Below are 25,388 nucleotides of genomic sequence, written 5' to 3' on the forward strand. Positions count from 1 at the left end.
TAACACTAATTTTTTTCAAATATGGTTCTTTTTTACAACCTGTCGATTCGATTGTATGTTCTTTTAATTAGAATTGCTGCATTTTTTAACCCAAAAGCCAAACAATGGGTTGTTGGCAGAAAGAATGTATTTGCAAAGCTTCAGGAGGAAATTAATGGTGAAGAGGATATTGTTTGGTTTCATTCTGCTTCGTTAGGAGAATTTGAGCAAGGACGACCAGTTATTGAGATCTTTAAGGAGAAATATCCAAATAGTAAAATCCTTCTGACATTCTTTTCTCCGTCGGGTTATGAGGTTCGGAAAAATTACGAAGGGGCTGATTATATTTTTTATTTGCCTCCGGATTTTGCCAGAAATGCAAAGCGTTTTATGGACATAGTGAATCCAAAGATGGCGTTTTTTATAAAGTATGAGTTTTGGCATCACTACCTAAAAGAGTTGAAGAAAAGAAATGTGCCAACTTATATTTTTTCTACGATTTTCAGACCGGATCAGTTGTTTTTTAAAGGATATGGAAGTTTTCATAGAAAAATGTTAAGTGCATTTACTCATTTGTTTGTGCAGAACCAGGAATCGGTAGATTTATTAAAAAGAATTGGTCTTTCGAATGTAACGCTTACCGGTGATACTCGATTCGATCGGGTATATACAATTGCAACTAATTCTAAAACTTTGCCAAAGGTAGAAGGATTTGCCCAAGGTAAAGAAGTGCTTATTGCGGGTAGCACCTGGCCAAAAGACGAAGAAAATATCATCAGATATTTAAATGAGACTAAAAATTCTTACAAGTATATTATTGCTGCACATGAAGTGGATGAAGATCATATCAACAACATTACTTCGAAAATTCAAAAATCATGGGTGAGATATACCAAGGCAACAAAAGAAGAAATTGATGCTGCAGAAGTATTGGTGATTGATTGCATTGGAGTGTTATCTTCCTTGTATCGATATGGGACCGTTTCCTATATCGGTGGTGGATTTGGAAGAGGAATTCACAACACTTTGGAGGCAGCAACCTTTGGATTGCCAGTGATATTTGGACCAAATTACCACAAATTTCAGGAAGCAAAAGATCTTATTGAAATAGGTGCTTCAAAATCTTATGAAAACTATTCTGAATTGAAAAATCTTCTTGATATCTTCTATGAAAATTCAGAAAAAAGAAACTTTTCAGGGCTTCAGTCTAAAAACTACGTAGATAAAATGCGTGGAGCTAGCGATAAGATTTTATTGGAAATTAAGGTCTGATGTTATTGACTTTTTTGAATGTTCAGGTTTTACTGAGGGTGCCACGTTTTTACTTTGTAATTTTATAAATCGCCTTAAAATGGTGATGAATGAATTTGTTTAAATCGAGAAGTTTTAGTATCTGAGAATATAAGGAAGATTTTCTTTTTGGACAACTTTTCAAAAAAAATAAAAAATTAAAAGACACAATATCAAGAAATTAACATGTTTTTGTGGATAACTTTTCATTAAAAAAAGATTTCTTTGTTGTACGGTAAGTACAAGTTGTGTAACTTGCATATTACAAAAATGGACTGGGTGAAACCAGTCATTTTGCTGATATATAGAGACAAGTTATTCGCAGTAAGAACCACTTTTTTGAGAACCTGAATGGAAGTTAAAGAGAAGCAACAACAAGGAGAAAAAATGAAAGAGACTTTCAGCTCTGAAGAAGCCTTTCAAGCGTCTTTTAAATATTTTAATGGAGATGAATTAGCAGCACGTGTTTGGTTGAACAAGTACGCACTGAAAGATTCGTTTGGAAATATTTATGAAAAGACCCCGGATGATATGCATCGCAGAATTGCAAGTGAAATTGCAAGAATCGAAAAGCGTTATCCTAATCCTCTAAGCGAAGAAGAAATTTTCGCCGTACTTAAGGATTTTAAATATATCGTTCCACAAGGAAGCCCTATGTCTGGAATTGGTAACAAATTCCAAATTGCATCTTTGTCTAACTGTTTTGTGATTGGTAACGATGGTGATTCCGATTCATATGGAGGAATCATGAAGATTGATCAGGAACAAGTTCAATTGATGAAACGTAGAGGTGGAGTTGGACACGATTTATCTCACATTCGTCCTAAAGGTTCACCGGTTAAAAATTCTGCATTAACCTCAACGGGTGTTGTTCCATTCATGGAACGTTATTCAAATTCAACAAGAGAGGTTGCACAAGACGGTCGTCGTGGAGCTTTGATGTTAAGTGTTTCTGTTAAGCATCCAGATTCGGAAGAATTTATTGATGCTAAAATGGAACAGGGGAAAGTTACCGGAGCAAATGTTTCTGTAAAAATTCACGATGAATTTATGCAGGCTGTATTGGATGGTAAACCATACACCCAACAATATCCAATTAATTCAGAAAATCCAACCTATAAGAAAGATATAGACGCAGGAAAGCTTTGGAACAAAATTGTACACAATGCTTGGAAATCTGCAGAACCAGGAATTTTATTCTGGGATACTATCGAAAGAGAATCGGTGCCAGATTGTTATGCTGATTTGGGTTACAGAACGGTTTCAACAAACCCTTGTGGCGAGATTCCTTTGTGTCCTTACGATAGCTGCCGTTTGTTGGCAATAAATTTGTACAGCTATGTAGAGAATCCATTCACTAAAAAGGCGAAGTTTAATTTCGATTTGTTCAAGAAACATGTGGCTCTTGCGCAAAGAATTATGGATGATATCATCGATTTGGAGTTGGAGAAAATTGATGCAATTATCGAAAAGATTGATTCAGATCCAGAAGGAAGGGAAATTAAGAGAGTAGAAAAAGATCTTTGGCTAAATATCAAAACCAAAGCTAACGAAGGTAGAAGAACAGGTGTTGGTATTACTGCCGAAGGAGATATGATTGCTGCTCTTGGTATGTGTTATGGTAGTGATGAAGCTATTGATTTCTCAGTAGAAGTTCACAAAACCATTGCAGTTGAGGCTTATCGTTCATCAGTTTATTTGGCTAAAGATCGTGGTGCTTTTGATATTTTTGATATTAATAGAGAAAGCAAAAACCCATTTATTTTGCGTTTGAAAGAGGCAGATGAGAATCTTTATGCTGAAATGAAAAAATATGGTCGTAGAAATATTGCTTGTTTGACCATTGCTCCTACTGGAACAACCAGTTTGATGACTCAGACTACTTCTGGTATTGAGCCAGTATTTATGCCAGTTTACAAACGCAGAAGAAAAGTTAACCCTAATGATAAAGATGTACGAGTTGACTTTGTGGATGAGGTTGGCGATAGCTGGGAAGAGTTCGTAGTATTCCACCACAAATTTGTTACCTGGATGGAAGCAAATGGAATTAATGCAGCTCAACACTTCACAAGCGAGGAAGTAGATGAATTGGTGAAGAAATCGCCATACTATAAGGCAACTTCGAATGATGTGGATTGGGTGCAAAAAGTTCGTATGCAAGGTAGAGTTCAGAAATGGGTAGATCACTCGATTAGTGTAACTGTAAACTTACCTTCGGATGTGCCAGAATCATTGGTTGGTGATTTGTATGTTGAAGCATGGAAGAGTGGTTGTAAAGGTTGTACAGTATATCGTGATGGATCTCGTTCAGGAGTTTTAATCTCTAATGATAAAAAAGAGGAAGAGACTAAAATTGTACCTGAAAAACGTCCTGTTGAGTTGGAAGCAGAAGTTGTTCGTTTCCAAAATAACAAAGAGAAATGGATTGCCTTTATCGGTTTGTATAAAGGACAGCCTTACGAAATTTTTACTGGTATTGCTGATGATGAAGAAGGTATCTTGTTACCAAAATCAGTAAATAAAGGAATTATTATTAAAAGAAAGGATGATGAAGGGAATACTCGTTACGACTTCCAGTTCTGTAACAAACGAGGATTCAAAACCACATTCGAAGGCTTGTCTTACAAATTTGATAAAGAGTTTTGGAACTATGCGAAACTGATTTCAGGTGTATTGCGCCATGGTATGCCAATTGAGCAAGTGGTAAATCTTGTTTCTGGTCTTCAGTTAGATAGTGAAAATATCAATACTTGGAAGAATGGTGTTGAGCGTGCACTTAAAAAATACATTCCGAATGGAACTAAAGCAAAAGGTATGATATGTGCTGATTGTGGTTCAGATCATATTATTTACCAGGAGGGTTGTTTAATTTGTCAGTCTTGTGGGACTTCAAAATGCGGATAACTACTTAATAAATAACATACCACTTTTAAATGAAGGAGTCTTTTAAAGACTCCTTTATTTGTGTCAAGTTTTAATTGCTGTAAATGATATCTGTTTTGAATTATAAGTAAAATTGTTTCAAAAAGCTTGTATTGTAAGTAAAAAGTCTTATTTTTGTTTCAATCAGTTTAGATTTCAGTTTTAAAACTTATAAATATAAAGTTGATTGCAATGTCAACAATGGTGAGTTCAAGAAATTGACACATGACTGTTTAAATTTATTTCTGTTGTTAGGGCTTCTCTACGAGAAGCCCTTTTTTGTATGTAAAAAAGTTCAGATTAAATTCGGTTTTCTTTTGTCTTATCATAAAATATTCTAACTTTGGTATAAGACAATCACTTAATGAATAAAAAAGACGATACAGCATATGAATTTCTCCTCTGAATACAATTGGGAAGGTAAAGTGTTACTTGTAGCAGAAGATGAAGATTTTAACTACATTTTTCTTGAAGAAGTGCTTACGGATACCAATGCTCGTTTAATTCGAGCCAAAGATGGAGTAGAAGCCATTCGACTGTTTGAGGCGAATCCTGAAATAGATTTGGTTTTAATGGACATGCAAATGCCTGTTATGAATGGTTATGATGCAACTCGTAGCATCAAGAAATTGAATCATCAAATTCCTATAATTGCACAAACAGCTTACCATTATGGCGAAGCATATGAAGAGATAATGGCTGCCGGCTGCGATGATTTTGTAACAAAACCTATTGATATTAACGGGCTAAAGGACGTGATTGCTCGATTTATTTAATTCTATCATTTTTAATTTTACGCATTAAATTTCTTTTTCCATTTTCTTATCTTTGCTGCGGAATTAACGGATATAAAAATGAGCGAAAAGAAAGTCAGAGTTCGATTTGCACCAAGTCCTACCGGACCGTTGCATATGGGTGGTGTAAGAACAGCCTTATTTAACTATTTATTTGCGAGAAGGCACAATGGTGAATTTTTGTTGCGTATCGAGGATACCGATCAAACAAGATATGTTCCAGGAGCTGAAGATTATATTGTAGAAGCGCTAAAATGGTGTGGAATAACAATTGATGAGGGAGCTACTGTTGGTGGTGAATATGGTCCTTATCGTCAGTCGGAACGTAAGCCAATGTATTGTGAGTATGCCGATCAGTTGATTGCTTCGGGTGATGCTTATTATGCATTTGATACTCCTGAGGAGTTAGATGAGATCCGTAAAAAATGTGAAGAAGAAAAGAAGACTTTTATATACAATCACGAAACTCGTGAAAATTTGAATAACTCATTGGCATTACCTGCCGAGGAAGTTCAAAAAAAGATTGAAGCTGGCGAGTCATACGTAGTTCGTTTTAAAATGCCTGTTGGTGAAGAATTACACATGGATGATGAAATTCGTGGTCATGTAGTATTCAACACATCTACTTTGGATGATAAAGTATTGTTCAAATCGGATGGTATGCCAACTTATCATTTGGCGAATGTGGTAGATGACTATTTGATGAAGATTTCTCATGTAATTCGTGGTGAAGAATGGTTACCATCGATGCCATTGCACGTGTTGCTTTACCGACAGTTTGGGTGGGCTGATAATATGCCTAAATTCGCACACTTGCCGTTAATTTTAAAGCCAGTTGGTAAAGGAAAATTAAGTAAGCGCGATGGCGATAAATTAGGTTTCCCAGTATTCCCATTGTTGTGGACTGATCCTAAAAGCAATGAAATTTCTTCGGGATACCGTGAAGATGGATATTTTCCAGAAGCTTTCGTAAACATGTTGGCTTTCTTGGGTTGGAATCCAGGAACTGAGCAGGAAATCTTCTCAATGGAAGAGCTTTCACAAGTATTCTCGTTAGATCGTGTGAACAAATCTGGTGCGAAGTTCGATCCTGAGAAAACCAAATGGTACAATCGCCAATACTTGTTGAACAAATCAGATGAAGAGATTGGTGGCTTATTTAGCGAAGAGGTGTTAAAAGCAAAAGGGATTGAAGCTGATCAAGCTATTGTGAATCGCGTATGCGGAATGGTGAAGGATCGTGTGGATTTTATTGCTGAACTTTGGGACCAGGTGAATTTCTTTTTCGAAGCGCCTAAAGAGTACGATGCCAAGACTGTGAAAAAAGGATGGAAAGAAGATACTTCAGCTTTAATGGTAGAATTGAAAGGTATTTTGGAAGGAATTGAAGATTTTTCATCTGCAAACACCGAGGAAGTGGTAAAAGAATGGATCACTTCGAAGGAAATTGGCTTTGGAAAGGTGATGAACCCATTCCGTTTGGCTATGGTAGGTGCAGGTAAAGGACCTCACATGTTCGATATTATCGAAATTCTTGGAAAAGAAGAAACCATTGCTCGTTTGGATTTTGCAATGGATAACATCAAAAATTAAATTTAGAATGCTAGTGGTTTAAATTACTAGCAAAGGATATATAGACCACCTCTAAAATTAGAGGTGGTTTTTTATTTTATGCAGCATGGGTTTTAACCCGGGGCTTTCAATTTTATCAATAAAAAAACCTGCCAGAAAAATCCCAGCAGGTTTATATTGTCATTTAGCTTGTAGCTAATTTATTTCTTCTGTGCTTTTGCCCAAGAATCTTTTAAAGAAACCGTACGGTTAAAGATCAATTGATCAGCAGTGGTATCCTTATCAAGCGAGAAGTATCCCAAACGTGTGAACTGGAAGTGATCTTCAGCCTTAGCGTCTTTTAAGCAAGGTTCAACGTAACACTCTTTTAAAACTTGCAATGAATCAGGATTAATGAATTCCTTGAAATCTTTGTCCTTGTGTCCGTCAGGAGCTTCATCGTTGAACAAACGATCGTACAAACGAACTTCAGCCTTAGCAGCATGTTTTGCAGATACCCAGTGAAGTGTACCTTTTACTTTGCGCTTGCTCTCTTCGGTTCCGCTACCACTCTTCGATTTAGGATCGTAAGTACAGTGAATTTCGGTGATGTTTCCATCAGCATCATACACAGCTTTCTCACACATTACAATGTAACCAGCCTTTAAACGAACCTCACGACCCGGAGTCATTCTAAAGAATTTCTTAGGAGCATCTTCCATAAAGTCATCACGCTCGATGTACAGTTCGCGCGAGAATGGAATTTCTCGAGTTCCTGCATTCTCATCTTCAGGATTGTTATCAATGGTCAACCACTCTTCTTCTCCTTCAGGATAGTTGGTGATTACCAATTTTACAGGATCCAACACACCCATTACGCGAGTTGCAGTTTTGTTCAAATCTTCGCGAACACAGAACTCCAATAATGAAACATCAATTACATTGTTACGTTTTGCAACACCAATGATATCGGCAAAATTGCGAATTGAAGCAGGAGTATAACCTCTACGACGCAAACCAGAAACAGTTGGCATTCGTGGATCGTCCCATCCATTTACGTGACGATCGGTAACCAATTCCAATAACTTACGCTTACTCATTACAGTGTAGCTTAAGTTTAAGCGAGCAAATTCGCGCTGCTTAGGTCTGTATTCTGTATCAGTAATATTATCGATAAACCATTCGTAAAGCGGACGGTGAACTTCAAATTCCAAAGTACAAATTGAATGAGTAATGCCCTCGATATAATCCGACTCGCCGTGAGCATAGTCGTACATTGGGTAAATGCACCACTTATCGCCAGTACGGTGATGATGCGCATGCATGATACGATACATCAAAGGATCGCGCATGTGCATGTTTGGTGAAGCCATATCGATTTTAGCACGCAATACTTTTTCTCCATTCTTAAATTCACCATTCTTCATTCTTTCGAACAAATCAAGGTTTTCCTCAACGCTACGATTACGGAAAGGGCTTTCGGTTCCAGGAACGGTTGGTGTTCCTTTTTGCTCTGCAATTTGCTCAGCAGTTTGATCATCTACATAAGCTTTGCCATCTTTAATCAGCTGAACTGCCCAATCGTATAACTGATCGAAATAATCAGAAGTATACAATGGATCGCCATCCCACTGGAAACCTAACCATTTGATGTCTTCCATAATAGAATCAACATACTCTGTATCTTCCTTAACTGGGTTGGTATCGTCGAAACGTAAATTACATTTTCCCTGGTATTGTTGGGCAAGGCTAAAGTTTAGGCAAATTGCCTTTGCGTGACCGATGTGAAGATACCCATTTGGTTCTGGTGGGAATCGGGTGTGTACTCTTCCATCATTTACATTGTTTTTCAGATCTTCCTCGATGATCTGTTGGATAAAATTCAGAGATTTTTCGTTAGCACTCTCGTCCTTTACAGTTTTGTTATCCATGTTTTTCAATTTAAAATGATACAATGATTTGCCTCGGATTCGATTGAATCCTGCCTTGCTTTTCGTTTCGAAATGCACAAACATAAATTTACAATAAATCTTTACATCTGTACCTGATTGAAAACGAAAAAACAAAAGTAGTTAAAATCCCAAAAACCAAAACCCAAAACCCAATTTTTGTGATTTGGAATTTGGCTTTTGGAAATTGGAATTTCTTATTTTAATTTCGCCCCAGAATATCAACAACAAACAGAGATGGGAATTATCGAATTGGAAGGCATGGAGTTTTATGCCTATCACGGATGTTTTAAAGAGGAGCAGATTGTAGGGAACAAGTTTACCGTGTATGTTCGCATGGAATACGATGAAACAAAGGCTGCCCAAAGCGATTACATTGGCGATGCTTTAAACTACCAGCGTGCCTACGAAAAAATTAAGGAGCAACTGCAAATTAAATCGCATTTGTTGGAACATGTTTGCCAGCGAATTTTGGATATGTTGTACGAAAACTTCCCAGAATTGCAGCATGCAACCGTAAAAGTATCGAAAATGAACCCGCCAATGGGTGGACAAATCGAAAAAGTGAGCCTTACGCTAAGTCGTTAAGCTATTGATTATGCTGGCTTTGCATTTTGAGTGTAAAATTTTTGTTACAAAAGCTAGCAAAAAGTTTGCACAGGTAAAACAGAAATTTATATCTTTGCAACGCCTTTAAGGAGATAGGGTCTCTTGGCCGAGTGGCTAGGCAGCGGTCTGCAAAACCGTCTACGGCGGTTCGAATCCGCCAGAGACCTCTGGAAAATTCGAATAAAACCTCATTTGCTTATGCAGATGAGGTTTTTTAATATGATTTAATTATTGCTTAGTGGTAGGTTATAATTTGAATGATAATCTTAAGAAAAATTTTATTGTTTACATATATTTTGTACTTTTAGCAAGAGCATTTAAATCCAACAACTATGACCCCAGAAATAAAAAAATTAAATTTTGAATACTTTGTATCAAGATTGTTAGAATGGTATGGTGAGGTTTATTGTGACCAATCTAATGATCTTAGTAAAATTAAAGTACTTAAACTGTTGTTTTTTACATCTGCGGTAGGAGCTAATACTGAAAGTGATGGGTTATTGGATATATTTGACGATTTCTATGCAATGCCTTATGGACCTGTTGAAAGTGAGATTTATGATTCATTAGGGGATTTACTTAGATATAGAATTACCAAAGAATCAACTACGTCGAAAAATAATATAGACTTTAATAATGATTCTATCGAAAAAGCTCGAATTGATGAAGCTATAGAAAAATTAAAAAGGGTGAATCCTCAATTAATTAAAATGAATCCTTTTGATTTGGTAGAGCTTAGTCATATGTGGAGTTGTTGGTCAATGGTTTACGACTATGCTTTAAATAATAATCAATATTCACATAAGATTCCTAACGAATTGATTAAAGCTGAAAACAAGATTTTTACATTGAATCAGGTTTCATATGAGTTTTAGTCAAGTCATAGCGAAATTTGACGAATTTGAGAATGCAGAGTTTGACTTTGGAGTTGATGGTAGTGATTTTCTTCAAATTGGAAAATGTAAAAGTTTAATCAATGATATTTTTAATGGATTAAATTGGGCCATTATAACAGGGGATTATACAAATGTTACTGTAACAAAAAGTTTCATTGAAGAAGCAGAGGGCAAGATCCAGATTTTGTTATCCTTATACTCAGACTCGCATTCAGCCTCGAAAAAGAAGACTCAAGAAATTTTATTTGATGGTTTTGTAAAACCAATCAATTACTCTCTTTTGCATTTAAAACATTTAATTAGTGTTCTTGAGAATAGATTAGATTCAGAAGAAATTCAAATTTTAAACAAACATAATTACGAATATCCAAAACCTAAGAGAGATTCTTTTGATATTAGTAAACAAGTAACCTTGTTTAGAGTTAATTGTGATGTAGCTCGGTTTGATCATACTATTTCAATAAGTGAGGAGTATTTGCATCAAATGATTTTGTTGTTGGAATCTATTAAATCTAAGTTGAATGGTTTTTTACCATTCAATGAAATATTAGAAGATAAGTGTAAGCTTTTAATATTTAAGGTAGCTAAGAAGTTAGATAAACAGGAAAAAAACATTACCTATCAATTTAATCTGAAGAAATACGGTTTAGGTGACTCAATAGAATCAAATTATTATTTTAAAGATTTAATTAAGGATTATAAGAGACATTATCAAGCAACAGAAGATTCAAAGAATCTACAAGAAAAGCGATTGAGTGAAGCGTATAAGAAACAAAGAAGAGGGGAAGATCTGAGTTTAATTAATTACCATGTGTTAATTAAGCATTATAAGGATAAGCAAAAAAATCTGGAGCAGATTAATAATTTGATTGATGAGGTAGATCAAAGGTATACAGATTTAATTGATGAAGAATCTGATTTATATTCTAAACGAGCTTGGCAGATTGCTTTGAATTATTTTCTAAATAATAAACTGTCTTTTATATTAAAATCAAAGAATCGTAATGTTGATGATATTAAAGATTTGATGGTTCGTATAGAGTTAATACAAGAGCAAACAAAAGTTTATAACTTTTTCCCATATTGGAAACTATGTAAGCATTTTAATATTCTAATAAATGAAGAAATTGAGAAGGAGGATGCGGATTTTAATCGAATTTCTTCATTGTCGAACTATAAGGGCAAATTTTATCGATTATTAAAGAAAAATTTAAAATGGTGTATTGATACGGATTTTCAGCCATTTATGTCAGAGTTTGATGATTGTCTTACAATTAATAAAGAGAAAGGAACAGATCGAGAAATAAAACTTTATTTGTCTTCGGGATATATTCTTCCACTTAACTATAATGAAATATTAAATTCTGTAAATTCATTAGAGCAAAGTATTGATACTTATACTTTGTATAAGAAAATGTTACAAGAGAAGCATGATATTAAAAATATTAAAGATGATGTTTTGCGACATGAAAGAAAGCAAATTGAAATTTTAGGAATATTTGCGGCATTGGTGATATTTGCTTCTAGTACTACTGAACTATTTAAAGGAATACAAGGTTTTCAAAATGCTGCAAAATTTAGTTTAATTTTTTCCTATTCGATGTGTTCATTTGCGATTGTAATTTGGATGATTTCAAGAGAAAAAAGTAAAATCACAGACCTTTCAGTCTTTCATATATTTTTTCTAGCATTATTTTTTGTAGCTACAATTATAATGTTTGTTATGGCTTTTTCTTTGTGGCCATTCAATTAATACTAAGTTAATATTGCACTATAATTCATTCTTCTTCAGCCTATAGAGCCTGTTATTTTTTTTTATTTACAGTTCTTATTTTCCTACCTCTTCTTCCAACACTCCTTAAGATTATTTCTAAAGTACAAAGAGATCCGATAGAAAACACTATCGTGTTAGAAGATGTGTCCGTTGGTCGCTGATTCATTGTCGGTTTGGTAATTTCTGACTCATAATGCTACAATAAAAAAGAGCCCCGAAGGGCTCAACTACAAAATGTCTGAACTACTCAGCAGCCTCTTCGGCTGGAGTTTCTTCCTGTTCCTTTTTAGGAATCATTTTATTGTATTCGTCAATCAACTGATTGATACGATTGTTAATGGTATCGTAAGAACCATCTGTACTAAGGGTTGTATGAGCTTGTAAGTGCGCCAATAATTCGCGATATGCTGCTATAATTTGCTTGCGCAACTCTACAGATTTTACATCAGGAGTATCGGCTCTTTCATTCACTCTGGCCTTGAATTTTGTATCGAATAGGGTGTTTTCAGCTTTTAACTTGTTTACCCATTCGGTTAAGGCAAGTGTGGTAATTGCAGTGCTTAAATCAGCATTGCCTTCCCATTTGTTGATAATTCCATTTAGTGTATTGGTTTCTTCTACATACTTTATGCGAGTAAAACCGGTACCAAAAGGCGTTAAAGAATTTTCGAGAGCAATGGCAGCTTCCTGTTTCGCAGGATCGAAATGATGTGCAAAAGATTGAATTTGCAAATCGATTCCCAACCATGTTGCATCTCTTTTTCCATCAAGTTCCACCAACTCGTCTGATATTTCAGAGCCTTTATCGGCCTGTGTTAACTCGAACAATACTGCCACCAGAGGCAGCAAGTCGTCGTATTGTTTTTTCACCAGTAAAGTTTCGGGATTTCCTGCTTGTAGTATTTCTAGCAGGTGTTGGAAAAACTGAACGAATGTTCTGTTCTTTAGCCTTCTGTAATTAATGTTGAAATACATAATAAGTGTGTTATAATTATTAACTAAAAATAAATTTAAGAAATAGTTATTAGATATAATATAGAAAGCCAAATTAATTTTAGGTTCATTCAGTTGGTGAATATATGTTTTACAGCACATAATTGATTTCACTAAATCAGGAACTTAATCCTTGAGGTGTATTTTTGCTCCTGCAGCCTGCAGGAAGAAAAATACACCCCTGAAAATCTCTCCTGCAGGCTGCAGGAAAGAAAATACACCCTTGAAAATCCTTCCTGCCGCTTGCAGGAAGAAAAATACAGTATATAAAAACCTTCCTGCAACCTGCAGGAAACATTATACTACCCCTTGCTTATACAAAATCTGAGACATTACTTACTAGGATGCCTGTGAAGCAAAATTAAGGGTTGACAATACTTGGTAGAAATGGTAAATTAGATAGACTTTTTTTACTCATTTTTCTGCTGGCTTTGTGTGCACGATGTGTGAATTGATTTTTCTGAAATGATGGCCCATTCCCAAAGCTTTATTCTCTGGTAGCGGTAAATATGTATTACGATTACCGTTTGATGATCTGTGATTATTACTCATCTGTAAATGAAAATTCATGAAAAATTTGAAGTATTGGTATGCATTTTCATATCTGCTAACAGCAATTGGAATTATTTTGTCGTTTTATCTTTTAAACACTCATTTTAATATGACAGCAGGAAAGTTTGGGGAATCAGACCTATGTTCTGTTGTCTTTGGCAAGTCGTGTAAAACAGCCTTATATAGCAGTTATGCAACTTTTGCTAAAATCCCGATTGCTGGATGGGGAGCAATCTATTTTATTTCACTCGCTTTATTCCTGGGGCTTGGAATTTGGTTATCGAGTTCACTAAAAAAGACAATGCTTATTACAGCCTTTTGGATTTGTGCTGTGAGCTTATTTGCCAGTCTTTTCTTTATTTATAAGATGTTAGTATACCCGGTTTTGTTTTGTCCTTTCTGTTTTGTGATTCATGTATCCAACTTATTGCTTTTTATCTTTTTAAAGAAGTTAACAGAAACCAGTTTCTCGGATTTGTTCAAAGCCTTAAAACAAATGTTGGCTTTGGTACTTTTGGGCAAAAAAGAGAGTTTATCTTTTAAAAACTGGCATGCTCTTCCATACATTATTGCAATTTGCCTGGTCTTGGTAATGTATCAATGGATAAGGATACAAGGGCTGAGCATTAATATGAATAAGTTGGCAAGTTACGATCCACTTGAGGAACTTCTTAAATTCGATTCGATTCCGGCGGCTAATATCTCCGAATGGAGCGGGGAGCCAATTTTAGGTCCTGTTGATGCCCCGGTATCTATGGTGGTTTACAGTGATTTTCAATGTTCAATGTGTGCTATATTTGGAAAGAGTTTTACTGAGCTCATCAAATGTAATGAGGGTAGACTAAATATTAGGTATAAATATTTCCCTTTAAGTTCCTCGTGTAATCCCATTGCAAAATATGATATGCATCCTAATGCGTGTGAGGCGGCCAGAGCTGCTCAAGCGGCTCATCAGCAAGGAATGTTTTGGTCTTACCATGATTCATTATTCAACCAAAATCTGAATGATGTTGAACCGGATGTATTTATTCATATTGCCAATTCATTAAAGCTCAATTTAGAGCAATTCAATCACGAACTCAACTCTGAAACTTGTCAGCAAAAGATTGCTGGCGATATACAGGAGGGAGTGGATCTTAAACTTGATGGAACTCCAAGCGTGTTCCTAAATGGAAAAAGAATTTACGATCTTCGTCCTCAAAACATTAATTTCCTAATCAAATATCTGTCTAATAATTTGAATAAAACGGATGCGATCAGCATTCAGGATTCAATCTATTTAACTGAAAAATTTTCGGGTGATGACTAAAGGAAAACTTGAAAAATATGATAAGTTATAATTATTCTTAAACTTTTATTTCTATTTATTTGACAATTAATTTCATAGCACTTGCTTAATCTTGATCATCAAATGAGCTTGAAATAATATGTAAATTTAACATGTCTGCAAAAAGCTGATTATAAGTATGAAGCGGATATTTAAAAAATAGATATAACCTTGACTTCCTAATTTGATTGTGGTAAATTTGAGATTATTTTTTTAATAGTTTTCACTTTAAAATTTAGGAATTATGAAAAATGTTTTTAGAGTTTTGGCGATTTGTTTGGTGTTTGGTGGCGTTTTTGCTCTTTCTGGGTTTAGTGCAGATGATAACAATGCTGCAGTTGTGATAAAGGATACTGCTTGTGGTGTAATGAACGGTGATGGTGGTTTTGAACTTGTTGAAGGTAGAATCACTGTTATGAATAATGGTGGAGTGACTAATTTTATTTGTAAAGGAAAAGGAGTGCCTAACTCAACAGGACAAGCTGTGAAGTTCAATTTTGAAAATACAGGAATTCTTTGTAATACTGCTGGAGGTGTAACTGATGATTGGCAAAATGTAGTATCCGCTAGTGGTAATGTTACCCTGCATTGCAAAGTGCATTAAAATTTAAAATATTGCATTGATTTTTATTTAGGATGGATGATCTATAATCGTCCATCCTTTTTTAATTGTATGAGAATGTTCGAGTCTTCTTTATATTCTCTCCATTAGTTTTGGAAAGAGGCATATTATAAAATAGTGGAAGTTTTTATTTGGGATTTGTTGGAATAAGTAGATCTAATTAGATATTCAATTTTATGATTAGATTTTTTAAGAAAAACATATTACCTTACAGGTAGTTAACCCAATTCAACCACGCTATGAAAAAACAATACCTCTTTCTTCCCCTATTTTTGATTCTAATATTCTCTTTTTGTTTCGACGGATTTTCGCAGTGTACCTATCAGCATAAGCTCGATAGTATTGTGCAGTTGTTGGATATGCCTGGTGCAAAATTTTCCATCATTTACCAGGATGGACGACGGGAAAACTATGTAACAGGATATTCTGATTCTATCCGTAAGGAAAGGATGAATTTGCAACATGTAATGTTTTCGGGAAGCATAGGGAAAACTTATGCTGCAGCAGTTTTGTATCAGCTGGTTGAGGAGGGTAAGGTTGATTTAAAGGAGAAGTTTTTTAACTACTGCCAGGGGGAGTGTTGGTTGTCGAAATTGCCAAATATTGGAGATATCACTGTGGAGATGCTATTGCAGCATACAAGTGGTTTGCCGCGCTACATAGAGAATGAACAGCTGTGGATCGAGATCAAAAATAATCCCGATAAGGTATGGACCTACAAGGACCGACTGCAGTATGCATTTGATATGGAAGCGGTGCACAAGGCAGGCGAGGCTGGGCTTATTCCGACACCAATTATTTGCTGATTGGAATGCTGATTGAGAAGGTTACGGGCATGAATTACTACGAGGTGGCCAATGCAGGATTTTAGCTCCACTGCATTTTAAAGAAACCTATGCGGCTACTCGTCGCGATATGCCACGCTTGCCAATTGGCTATTCGGGTTTGGATGCCTTTTTTCACATGCCAAAGCAGGTTGTAGTTGAAGGAAGGTATGTTATGAATCCGCAAATGGAATGGACTGGAGGAGGATATGCTTCTACTACATCCGACCTGGCAAAATGGGCCAAGTTTTACTACGAGGCACTGCCATTTTCTGATGAAACGCTACAAAAAATTGTGACGCCTAATCCCAATGGACTTATAAGTGAGTATGATTCTTATGGTATGGGTAGTTTTATTTTTAAAAGCGCGCATGGCAAAGCCTATGGTCATACGGGTTTCGTTCCCGGATTTCGTTCCATTTTCCTGTATTATCCAGAGCAAAAAATTGCCGTGGCTTTTCAAACCAATTGTGATTCATACAAAGGCAAAATGACCTTATTGCACTGTGTCGACGAAATTTTGAAGGCAGAGTTTTGATGGATCATTGATTTCTGGTCATTTTCGAAATGATTTTTTCCCTTTTAGGGAAAATCCTGATAAGGAAAAGGGTGTTTTTAAGAGAAATACAATCAAAAATACACCCTTCTGGCTGTCGGCATCTCCCTGGAAGGGGAGAATTTATAATTAAACGATTGTATATTTAATTCTCTGTCGAATTATTTTCAGGAAAATAAATGTGAATTAAGAGACACTGATTTCAGTTCATTGATAATTGTTCATTTTTTATAATTGATCTGTATAAGCCAATGTAGAGGCATCTCTTGCTGCTTGATGAGGCTTGGCTGATGAAAATTTTTAAATTTGGTAGTTGTTCAGAAGGGCTGTAAATAGAGCCTTTCAAGAGTTTTGTTCCCCTGTTTTATTAAACTATTGAATATGAATATTTTTACAAACAATGATAATGCACCCAAAACAAGTTTTACCGCTTTAGAGTTGATGGAGGAGTTGGAAAAGGGTTCGGATATTTTACTGATTGACATTCGTGAGCCGCATGAACTGGCAAAAGAAGGGATCGAGAATTCCATTCACATTCCAATGGGAGAGATTCAAAATAAGATTCCTACCCTGCCTAAGGATAAGGATATTATTATTTTCTGTCATTTGGGATTTAGAAGCAAGCAGGTGAGAAATTACTTGCGTAAAATTGGGTTTCATAAAGCTGCGCATCTAAAAGGAGGCTTGTACAGTTGGAATCGCCAACTAAAGAAAATGAAGGCTGAGGCCTATTAAAGCATAAAAGGAAAGCTCAATAATTTGGTTTATTGAGCTTTCTTTATCAACATTATTCAATAACTATTTGGCAGGAGTTTCCACTACACTCATTACGCCGGAATAGTTAATTCTTTTGATGCCCGCATTTCGGAGTTGTCTTTTGATTTCTTTAATCACATCCTTATTGATTGCTGGATCGAGAACTCGGATTTCGGCAAGCGATCGTTTTTTGTTTTGTACCAAAGCTTTTGCCCTCTCTTCAATAAGACTTAGTGCACATTTTTTTTGGTCGATAAAGATCCCTTCCTTAGTAATTCTGATGTCTAAGGCATTCGCAGACATCTTAACGGCTGTAAAAGGTGCAATTCGGATTGGAACTCTTTCATCAATTTCCAGTTGCTGTGCATCCGACAATTGAAAGTAATCCTTACTAAATAGCTCTTGCGCCTTTTCTGCTCGCACTTCCAGGTAGGCTTTGCCAATGGCTTGCATGCTTCCGGCAATGGCTTCTTTTGATGTAGCCCTGTCAACTTGATAGCTAATTGCAAGCTGGTTTACCTTTGCCGAATTGCCATTGTTCAATTTGTTAACAGCCGTTTCAGGATTGGCTTCGTTCCAATAGTTTTTACCACTGATAAATGATTTTACAATTGCTTTTAAATCTTTTTTGGCTACCAATCGCCCGTTTATAAGAATATCACCAGGTCTATTTTGCAATATGGCTAATACATTTCTTTCTTTAATTGGTCCTAATTGCCAACTTAAATCGGGTTTGTGGGCAGCTGTTTACCAAAGAAAACGCCAGCATTTAAATTTTCGATATTTTCATATCGCCATTCCTTAAGCCATGATTCACTATCATTGACCTGAACCATGAGCGCAGGCAGAGTATTTACCTTTTCACTTACTTTAGGATTGGTAAATGCCTGTAAAAGTAGAAATCCTGCAGGTAAAAAGAGTAGGGTTTTAGCAACGCTCCATCGTAAAAATTGTTTCTTTTTCATCATCTTAATTCGTTTTGAGATTGAACCTTGTTTGAAATGATTTGCTGAAGCAAAACGTCTTTTGCCTACAGCTTTTTCCAAAATCAACAGTTGATATTGTGTTGCATCGATGCCAGATTTGAGTACGGCCTGATCGGCCTGAAATTCGTGAACCAGTTTTAACTCCTTTTTCAATAACCATGCAAATGGATTGAACCATTGCAGAAAACAAACCAGTTCCAATAAGATTACATCATATGAATGATACAGTCTCAAGTGTGCTTCTTCGTGCAGAAGAATTGGAGTTTTATTGTTCTGGTAATCTTGTTTTGAGAGTACAATGTATTTCCAAAACGAGAATGCCTGTATGTTATCTTGTACAATCGCCAGTAGTAAATTTTTATAGGATTGTATATTGGCTTGTTTAAGCCATTTAAAAATGCTTTTGTAGGATAGCAAGAAACGCAGGAAGAGCAGAATCAGAACCAGTTGGTAAATCAACACATACCAATTTATTTGATGTACGTGGCTTATTTTGCCTGTTGTTTCAAGCGGAGTGCTGTTGCTTATGCCAGTTTCCACCAACGGCAATTCAATAAGTTCCCGAACTTTTACCAATGGGGTAGAATTCATCTCGCTAGCGGGAATCATATTGGCCAGCAGCGGAATAGTAAAAGCAGCACCTACCGATACCAGAAGTACCAACCTTTTGTAGGCATGTCTACCATCTCTACTCAACAACAGTTTGAAAAGAAAGTAGAAAAATGCCAGGCCAATACCTGTTTTTATCATGTATGTAATAAAACTAAACAGCATTATTTGTCTTTATTGTCTTCAATGTCCTGAATTAATTTTTTAAGCTCGTCGATGGATAGTTTCTCTTCTTCAACGAACATGGATACTACTCTTTTGTAGGAGTTGTCAAAGTATTTTTTAACAACATTCCCCATGGTTTTTTTGTGATATTCTTCTTCGGTAATGGCAGCATAGTAACGATGCGTTTTCCCAAAGGACTCATGAGCGATAAATAACTTTTCCTCCAAAGCTCTCACCATGGTCGATAGGGTATTGTAGTGTAATTTCTGATCGGGAAAGATTTTCTGAAGTTCTTTTACAAACATTGGACCTTCGGCCCAAAATAACTTCATAATTTCCTCTTCTTTTTGTGTTAACTTCTTCATTTCGCAAAATATTTTAATCAAATATAACTATAAAATCTAGTTTTGCAACTACAAATACAGTTTAAAAACTAGAAAATATAGTTGATAAACAATAAAAACCGAACTGAAAGTATCGAAAATACTGGAAAAAAGGGAGTTTGGAATTTTTATATATTTCTGTGGAAATATTTCCGAACTGTGTTCAAGATTGTCGCAAAGACTATTCTGGAATAAATAGCAAAGCTGAGTGCGACAATGAATTGGAAGAATTTTTACCCCGGGGCGAGAACCGTTTTACTCATTTACCCCGGGCATTTAATGCTTTAAACTTGCAGCTATGAACCGATAACTGCTTACTGCTAACTGTTCATTGTTTATACAAACTTTTCTCTGCGTTGTAGGTTGATTAAGCTCCACAGAATGGTAATAAGCGAACCAATGATTAGCATCATGCGATTTTGGTACAATACATTTTGCCAGATGGTGTAACTCATATCGCCCGGAACGTTAAAAGGATTTAGAAAGATGTTCCATTTGCTGTATTGTAAAGGTTCGGCCAGTATCAGAAATACCAATCCTAAAACCACCATGACTACGGCTGCTCCACTTGCATTCTTAATTAAAGTGGTAAGCAAAAATGCCAAACTTGCCAAAAATAGCAGGCAATACATCAGCTCGTAAACCATATGAAATACATCAATCTTGATTACCAGAAAGACCGTTAACCACGACATTAAAAATATTAGCGATACCAGTAAGAGAACGCTTAATGCAAAACGCACCAAGTAAACTTTGTATCGGTAATTGGGAATTCCGAATAGAATTTCGAGCATTCGTGTATCCTTATCGCTTTGAATGATATAGATCACCGGATAAAAGAGGATCAATATTCCCGGGAAAATTAAACTTGTATAAATATCCGACTCATCGGGACTAGAATCTGTAAATAGCATGATGCCCATAACCATAAAATAGAAGGCGAAGGCTGCTATTAGAAAGTAGATGAATTTATTCGCAAATATGATTTTCACATTGTAGCGAACAAAGTCTGTTATGAGTTTTATTTGTTCTATTGCTTTCATGTTTTTTGTTTTTAACCACAAAGGCCAATCAAAGTAGTTTTACTTCGTGGTTCTGTCTAAACATTCATCATGGTTATTTTTTGCTCGCTGGTGTCATTCAGCAAACACAAATATGCATCTTCGAGATTTGCTTGGGTGTTAACCGCTCCGTACCCAGGATCTTCATCCGATAGGCATCTTACTCGAATATGATCGTTATCGCTCATGTGATGAATAATCACGTGTTCTTTCTTAAACTGTTCAAATTCTTCAGGCGAAATCTTCAACATCCAAACTTTTTCGTTGGCAATTCCTGCCATATGAACAGGTTCACCAAGATATTTCAGTTCTCCTTTTTTCATTACAGCCACTCGGTTACACGAGCTTGCTACATCCTCAATAATATGAGTAGAGAAGATTACAATTCGTTTCTTACTCAGTTCAACCAAAAGGTTTCTGAAGCGGATTCGTTCACGAGGATCAAGACCAGCTGTTGGCTCATCTACCACAAGAATTCTTGGCAGGTGAAGCAAGATTTGAGCAATCCCAATTCTCTGTTTCATACCACCCGAGAAGGATCCAATTTTCTCATCTTTGTTCTTGAGCATGTGTACAGCATCCAGCACGTATCGAACACGCTCTGTGCGTACTTCGGTATTGTGAATCTTTTTCAGGATGGCCATGTAGTTCAGGAAATCCCAGGCGGTCATGTTTTCGTACATGCCAAATTCCTGAGGAAGGTAACCGATCAATCCTTGCAGTTCTTCGCGTTTTTCACGAACATCAATGCCGTTAATGGTGATTTGTCCGTAACTCTGTTCCAGTATCCCACAAACAATACGCATTAGGGTTGATTTACCGGCACCGTTAGGTCCCAACAAGCCAAACATACCATTGCCAATATCGAAAGAAACGCTCTTTACTGCTTTAAAAGGAACTTTCTGTTTCCCGATGATTGGGATAATCAATACAAATCGGTAGAAAAACTTACGGATTCCTTTAAATCTTCCTATTAATCGGTTGATGTTGATCTTTTCGCGATAAATTTTGTTGGATGTTTTCTTTATCAGCAAAGCAAAATACCACAATACGGCAACCGGAATTGTCAATCCAATTAATTCGAACTTGCTATTGAAATAAACCAATACAACTAATGGGAAAATCCAGTAAATGAATTTATGGAACAGGTTAATTACAATCCTTCCCAATTTGCTTTTGCCTTTTTCTATTAGGTGTTTTCTGTACTCCATAATTGGTGCCATGAAATATAAAAGCATAATTTGGAAATTGATGGATAGCAGAACCAACCAATACTTGCTTTGCAAATGGAAATAGATAAAATAGATCATAAAGGCAATTAGTGGCAATTGCCATACCAGGGTTAAGAAATCGCGCAGGCGAGTGTAGGAATGCTTTAGTCCCAAACGTTCTCTAACTCTTAATCCCGACTTCCATTCGCGCATAAACCTACCATCCCAATCGTATATTTTAACAAGATTTCGGATCTGGATTTGCAGCTCGTCATCGGCAGCAATAAGCTCTTCGTTGGCTTTGCGCAAACTTGCCTGAATAAAATAGATACAGGCAGGAACCGATAAAAGAAGTACCAGCAGATCGATGATTTGCCAGATTTTACTGTCAACCTCGGTGTATATGAAATAGGCTCCGGCTATCCAAATGCCAAATTGTATCACTTTGATCCATACTTGCTGATTGCGCATCCAGTTTAAACTGGTTTGTAATCCTGTATAAAGCGTAGGAATGAATACCAAAGTTAAAATGGTACTTAAGCTTAAGCCCCCAATTACTGTAATGGCAAACGGAACACCAATTTGCGTTACATATTCAGCTCGTCCCAGTGCCAATGGCATTAAAGCAATAATGGTTGTAATTGCAGTAATTAAAATAGGACGTATACGAGCCAATCCAGCCATCATCAAGGCTCTGGATTGTCGGTAGCCTCTTTTTCGAAGCACATTGGAATAATCAATCATGATGATTCCGTTGTTTACCACAATTCCAAGCAAAATAATAAGACCTGTAAATACATTGGCATTCATCAATGAGGTTCCCGTAAGTATCAGTGCAACCAATGAACCAATGGCAGCCATTGGTATCGAGAACATCATTACGATTGGCATATTAAACGATTCGAAAACCGATGCCAAAATCATGAAAATAAGAATGAATGCCATTAGGAAAAGGAAACCGAATTCGCCCAAACTGTTCTCCTCGTGAACAATTTCAACAGCCAGTCCCGAAGGCAAGGTCATTCCTCCAATGATTTCGTCGATTTCTACTCGTGCAGCTGTAAGAAGATCTTTATCATCGTTTACTTCATCGATAAATTGATATGAAACCACCAACTGTTTTTCCTGATTGGTTCGCTTAATCGTAGACAAGCCATCGGTAAAGTTGAATTTACTGATGTTTTCCAATTCGAATTCTGCCCCTTGAGTTCCACGAACGGTTAGCTTTCGCAGATCTTGAGCATTTCGAGTGATTTCAGGATTTTCACCAATGGTTTTGATAACAATATCGTACTCTTCGTTTCCTTCCTTAAACACAACATTACTCGAGAATTCCTTTTGGAAAGAATTCAACTCCGATAGAACCGAACTCACAGGAATATCATATAAGGCCATCACCTGTTTGTCTAATTCCAAAACCAACTCAGGACGCTTGGAAGGAATTCGTACATTCACATTTTTAATGGATGTAAGTTGGCTGAGGTAATAGTCCAAATCTTCAGAAAGGTCAAGCATTTTATCGAAATTTTGACCTTTAATAATCAGCTTTTCTTTTTGACTACCGATACCCAGCATTTCCATAAAAGGATCATCACCACCGAAGCCATCGCCTCCACCTCCACCAAATCTTCTTCCTTGTGCCGGAGGGTCCCAGCTAAAAGATGAGCGAGGCAATCCATCCAGGCGTTCCATAATGTTTTTCTTAATGCCAGGAATACTTAGATTTTGCTTTTCGCGATAATCATCTACTAAGCTAATGGTAAGCATAGCTTCCTCTTCGTAAATCTGGCTGGTGATGTCTTTCTTCTCCTCGAGTGAGGCTAATTTTTCTTCTACCTGCTGAACAAACAAATCGGTATTTTCAAGGGTTGTACCTCCCGGAAGGTTGACATACAGATTCAGATCTTTGTTTTCGGTTTCTTCTGTAGAAATAAAGCTTAAGCCTAAACTGATTAGTAGTGTGATAAAGAACAAACCTAAAGCGCCTAAAACTGTTCTTCCCGGGTGACGCATACAAGATTTGAGCAGTACCAAATATACTTGTACCAATCGGTTGTGATAGGAGATGTTTTTAAAGTTTATTTCCTGAAATTTTCCTCTGCGTCTTAAAAAACTATGCGTAATCATTGGAATCAACAGCAAAGCCACTACCAAGGATACCAATAGGGTAGAAATGATGGAAACACCAATGTGTTTGCCCATTAATCCGATTAAGAAATTGGAAGAAAATACGAATGGCAGGAATACCGTTATGGTGGTTAGGGTTGCTGCGAAGATTGATCGCCAAACTTCCTTGGTTCCCTGAATTACGGCAGTATTTGCGTCTTTCTTTTGTGCAGCGAGTCGGTATATGTTCTCGAGGACGACAATACTGTTGTCGAGGAGCATACCTATGGCCAAAGCCATTCCCAATAGCGTTAATGTATTGATGCTAATTCCGTAGGCATAAAAGAAGTTGAAGGCAGTGTAAACCGAGATTGGAATTGCCAAAGCGATTGCCGTTACCAATCGCAAGTTTTTTAGGAAAATCCAAAGGATAAAAATTGCCAGAATACCTCCTACCAAGGCCAACTCAATGATTAAATCAATATTGGTTTTCATGGTTTCAGCCATATTTAGCTGAACAACCATTTCTACATCATTGTTCTTTAGTTCTTTGTTTAGATCATCAATTTTGGCAAGGGTAGCCTCCGATAATTCAATGATGTTAGACTGAGCATCGCGAGTTAATTGCAGAGTTACTGCCTCTTTTCCATTCACACGGCTGTAGGAAGTTTGAGTTTTAACCCCATAATGAATGTAAGCGATATCCTTTAACCTGATATCTCCCTTTTCTTGTACAACCAACTCATGTAGCTCGTTGATATCAGAGAACTGGGAAACAACATTTACAAAATTCAGTTGATCTTTATCGATTACTTTCCCGGCAAAACGTCGAATGTTGCCATTGTTATTCAGTGCGGTTCGAACATCAGAAGGACTAATTCCATAGCTCTTACAAACGTCATCGCGAAGTAAAATTTCCACTGATTTTTCTCGTCCTCCAAATATTGCCGCATTTGCAATGCCATCAATGTTTTGGATTTTATCGAGAATTTCATTCTCAGTGATTTGTCGCACCCGGTCAACTCCACCACTTCCACGAACCTGAATGTTCATGAACATGTTGTTGAGTTGTTCCATATCAAATTTTAAAACCTGAACCTGAAATTCCTGAGGAAGATTTTTTTTGACTTCCTCCACTTTTTCGGCAAGTTTTAAATAGGCGTACTTGATGTTTGTGCCTTGTTCAAAAGAAATTTGGATGCTTCCTCGTTGCTGTCCTGCAGTTGATTCTATTTTCTCAACTCCTTCAAGGCTTCCGGCAACTCCTTCTAAAGGGATAATTGCCTGATTCTCCATATATCTTGGATCAACCTCGATACCGGTGCCAACCTGAACAAAGAGCATAGGAAGGTTTGCATTGGGAATCAACTCGACAGGAAGTTGCTTGTAGGAAAAATATCCCAGCATACTTAATCCTGTGAACAGCATCGCAATTAAAACCTTTCTTTTTATAATGAAGTTCATATATTAATC

19 protein-coding genes and 1 tRNA gene are annotated in these 25,388 nt (G+C 36.5%); 13 read left to right on the forward strand and 7 right to left on the reverse strand.

Features of this window, described 5'->3' with window-relative positions; genetic code table 11:
* Positions 1-21 precede the first annotated feature (21 nt).
* The 4 genes from JCM15579_RS09885 (at position 22) to gltX (ending at position 6,578) form a co-directional block, all read left to right on the forward strand.
* Positions 22-1,251, forward strand: coding sequence for a 3-deoxy-D-manno-octulosonic acid transferase (locus JCM15579_RS09885; protein WP_054719383.1), 1,230 nt, complete (start codon positions 22-24; stop codon positions 1,249-1,251).
* A gap of 369 nt (positions 1,252-1,620) precedes the next feature.
* Complete coding sequence (locus JCM15579_RS09890; RefSeq protein ID WP_054719385.1) at positions 1,621-4,173, forward strand: adenosylcobalamin-dependent ribonucleoside-diphosphate reductase; 2,553 nt, start codon at positions 1,621-1,623, stop codon at positions 4,171-4,173.
* 407 nt (positions 4,174-4,580) lie between these two features.
* Positions 4,581-4,967: a response regulator gene (locus JCM15579_RS09895; protein ID WP_054719388.1), complete on the forward strand. Its 387-nt coding sequence runs from the start codon at positions 4,581-4,583 to the stop codon at positions 4,965-4,967.
* 78 nt (positions 4,968-5,045) lie between these two features.
* Positions 5,046-6,578, forward strand: a complete 1,533-nt coding sequence (gene gltX / locus JCM15579_RS09900; protein WP_054719391.1) for a glutamate--tRNA ligase — start codon at positions 5,046-5,048, stop codon at positions 6,576-6,578.
* Between the two features lie 179 nt (positions 6,579-6,757).
* On the opposite strand, the gene JCM15579_RS09905 is transcribed toward gltX, so the two are convergent.
* The gene (locus JCM15579_RS09905) at positions 6,758-8,467 is read right to left on the reverse strand and encodes a glutamine--tRNA ligase/YqeY domain fusion protein (RefSeq protein ID WP_054719632.1); all 1,710 of its coding nucleotides are present in this window, start codon (positions 8,465-8,467) and stop codon (positions 6,758-6,760) included.
* Positions 8,468-8,722: 255 nt separating this feature from the next.
* Here JCM15579_RS09905 and folB point away from each other — a divergent pair, with 255 nt between their 5' ends.
* From folB to JCM15579_RS09925, 4 genes are all read left to right on the forward strand, one after another.
* A complete protein-coding gene (gene folB / locus JCM15579_RS09910; RefSeq protein WP_054719635.1) occupies positions 8,723-9,073 on the forward strand; it encodes a dihydroneopterin aldolase in 351 nt (116 codons plus the stop codon).
* A 117-nt stretch (positions 9,074-9,190) separates the two neighbouring features.
* Positions 9,191-9,261: transfer RNA gene (locus tag JCM15579_RS09915), tRNA-Cys, on the forward strand.
* A 165-nt stretch (positions 9,262-9,426) separates the two neighbouring features.
* Positions 9,427-9,969 carry a Panacea domain-containing protein gene (locus tag JCM15579_RS09920; protein ID WP_054719394.1) on the forward strand — a complete coding sequence of 181 codons (543 nt, stop codon included), beginning with the start codon at positions 9,427-9,429 and terminating at the stop codon, positions 9,967-9,969.
* Positions 9,959-11,743: a hypothetical protein gene (locus tag JCM15579_RS09925; protein WP_054719396.1), complete on the forward strand. Its 1,785-nt coding sequence runs from the start codon at positions 9,959-9,961 to the stop codon at positions 11,741-11,743. Before JCM15579_RS09920 ends, JCM15579_RS09925 begins: the two co-directional genes overlap by 11 nt.
* A gap of 264 nt (positions 11,744-12,007) precedes the next feature.
* On the opposite strand, the gene JCM15579_RS09930 is transcribed toward JCM15579_RS09925, so the two are convergent.
* The gene (locus JCM15579_RS09930; RefSeq protein ID WP_054719399.1) at positions 12,008-12,739 is read right to left on the reverse strand and encodes a DUF6261 family protein; all 732 of its coding nucleotides are present in this window, start codon (positions 12,737-12,739) and stop codon (positions 12,008-12,010) included.
* A 586-nt stretch (positions 12,740-13,325) separates the two neighbouring features.
* Here JCM15579_RS09930 and JCM15579_RS09935 point away from each other — a divergent pair.
* From JCM15579_RS09935 to JCM15579_RS09955, 5 genes are all read left to right on the forward strand, one after another.
* Complete coding sequence (locus JCM15579_RS09935; RefSeq protein WP_054719402.1) at positions 13,326-14,618, forward strand: thioredoxin domain-containing protein; 1,293 nt, start codon at positions 13,326-13,328, stop codon at positions 14,616-14,618.
* A gap of 262 nt (positions 14,619-14,880) precedes the next feature.
* Positions 14,881-15,240, forward strand: coding sequence for a hypothetical protein (locus JCM15579_RS09940; protein WP_054719405.1), 360 nt, complete (start codon positions 14,881-14,883; stop codon positions 15,238-15,240).
* A gap of 257 nt (positions 15,241-15,497) precedes the next feature.
* Complete coding sequence (locus JCM15579_RS21900; protein ID WP_054719408.1) at positions 15,498-16,064, forward strand: serine hydrolase domain-containing protein; 567 nt, start codon at positions 15,498-15,500, stop codon at positions 16,062-16,064.
* A gap of 58 nt (positions 16,065-16,122) precedes the next feature.
* Complete coding sequence (locus JCM15579_RS21905; RefSeq protein WP_083464625.1) at positions 16,123-16,620, forward strand: serine hydrolase; 498 nt, start codon at positions 16,123-16,125, stop codon at positions 16,618-16,620.
* 399 nt (positions 16,621-17,019) lie between these two features.
* Positions 17,020-17,373 (forward strand): rhodanese-like domain-containing protein, encoded by a 354-nt coding sequence (locus tag JCM15579_RS09955; protein WP_054719414.1) that lies wholly within the window; start codon positions 17,020-17,022, stop codon positions 17,371-17,373.
* A gap of 63 nt (positions 17,374-17,436) precedes the next feature.
* Here JCM15579_RS09955 and JCM15579_RS09960 read toward each other — a convergent pair whose 3' ends face one another.
* From JCM15579_RS09960 to JCM15579_RS09980, 5 genes are all read right to left on the reverse strand, one after another.
* Complete coding sequence (locus tag JCM15579_RS09960; protein ID WP_157471426.1) at positions 17,437-18,072, reverse strand: hypothetical protein; 636 nt, start codon at positions 18,070-18,072, stop codon at positions 17,437-17,439.
* 44 nt (positions 18,073-18,116) lie between these two features.
* Positions 18,117-19,154 (reverse strand): M56 family metallopeptidase, encoded by a 1,038-nt coding sequence (locus JCM15579_RS09965; RefSeq protein WP_054719419.1) that lies wholly within the window; start codon positions 19,152-19,154, stop codon positions 18,117-18,119.
* A complete protein-coding gene (locus JCM15579_RS09970) occupies positions 19,154-19,519 on the reverse strand; it encodes a BlaI/MecI/CopY family transcriptional regulator (RefSeq protein ID WP_054719422.1) in 366 nt (121 codons plus the stop codon). Before JCM15579_RS09970 ends, JCM15579_RS09965 begins: the two co-directional genes overlap by 1 nt.
* Before the next feature lie 353 nt (positions 19,520-19,872).
* A complete protein-coding gene (locus JCM15579_RS09975; RefSeq protein ID WP_054719425.1) occupies positions 19,873-20,580 on the reverse strand; it encodes a hypothetical protein in 708 nt (235 codons plus the stop codon).
* 56 nt (positions 20,581-20,636) lie between these two features.
* A complete protein-coding gene (locus JCM15579_RS09980; protein WP_054719428.1) occupies positions 20,637-25,379 on the reverse strand; it encodes an efflux RND transporter permease subunit in 4,743 nt (1,580 codons plus the stop codon).
* Positions 25,380-25,388: the final 9 nt, after the last annotated feature.

It is taken from the genome of Marinifilum fragile JCM 15579 (assembly GCF_001310955.1).
Classification (GTDB): Bacteria; Bacteroidota; Bacteroidia; order Bacteroidales; family Marinifilaceae; genus Marinifilum; species Marinifilum fragile.

Coding starts and splice junctions, on each gene's coding strand:
- JCM15579_RS09885 (WP_054719383.1), top strand. CDS start 22: ATGGTTCTTTTTTACAACCTGTCGATTCGATTGTATGTTCTTTTAATT.
- JCM15579_RS09890 (WP_054719385.1), top strand. CDS start 1,621: ATGGAAGTTAAAGAGAAGCAACAACAAGGAGAAAAAATGAAAGAGACT.
- JCM15579_RS09895 (WP_054719388.1), top strand. CDS start 4,581: ATGAATTTCTCCTCTGAATACAATTGGGAAGGTAAAGTGTTACTTGTA.
- gltX (WP_054719391.1), top strand. CDS start 5,046: ATGAGCGAAAAGAAAGTCAGAGTTCGATTTGCACCAAGTCCTACCGGA.
- JCM15579_RS09905 (WP_054719632.1), bottom strand. CDS start 8,467: ATGGATAACAAAACTGTAAAGGACGAGAGTGCTAACGAAAAATCTCTG.
- folB (WP_054719635.1), top strand. CDS start 8,723: ATGGGAATTATCGAATTGGAAGGCATGGAGTTTTATGCCTATCACGGA.
- JCM15579_RS09920 (WP_054719394.1), top strand. CDS start 9,427: ATGACCCCAGAAATAAAAAAATTAAATTTTGAATACTTTGTATCAAGA.
- JCM15579_RS09925 (WP_054719396.1), top strand. CDS start 9,959: ATGAGTTTTAGTCAAGTCATAGCGAAATTTGACGAATTTGAGAATGCA.
- JCM15579_RS09930 (WP_054719399.1), bottom strand. CDS start 12,739: ATGTATTTCAACATTAATTACAGAAGGCTAAAGAACAGAACATTCGTT.
- JCM15579_RS09935 (WP_054719402.1), top strand. CDS start 13,326: ATGAAAAATTTGAAGTATTGGTATGCATTTTCATATCTGCTAACAGCA.
- JCM15579_RS09940 (WP_054719405.1), top strand. CDS start 14,881: ATGAAAAATGTTTTTAGAGTTTTGGCGATTTGTTTGGTGTTTGGTGGC.
- JCM15579_RS21900 (WP_054719408.1), top strand. CDS start 15,498: ATGAAAAAACAATACCTCTTTCTTCCCCTATTTTTGATTCTAATATTC.
- JCM15579_RS09955 (WP_054719414.1), top strand. CDS start 17,020: ATGAATATTTTTACAAACAATGATAATGCACCCAAAACAAGTTTTACC.
- JCM15579_RS09965 (WP_054719419.1), bottom strand. CDS start 19,154: ATGCTGTTTAGTTTTATTACATACATGATAAAAACAGGTATTGGCCTG.
- JCM15579_RS09970 (WP_054719422.1), bottom strand. CDS start 19,519: ATGAAGAAGTTAACACAAAAAGAAGAGGAAATTATGAAGTTATTTTGG.
- JCM15579_RS09975 (WP_054719425.1), bottom strand. CDS start 20,580: ATGAAAGCAATAGAACAAATAAAACTCATAACAGACTTTGTTCGCTAC.
- JCM15579_RS09980 (WP_054719428.1), bottom strand. CDS start 25,379: ATGAACTTCATTATAAAAAGAAAGGTTTTAATTGCGATGCTGTTCACA.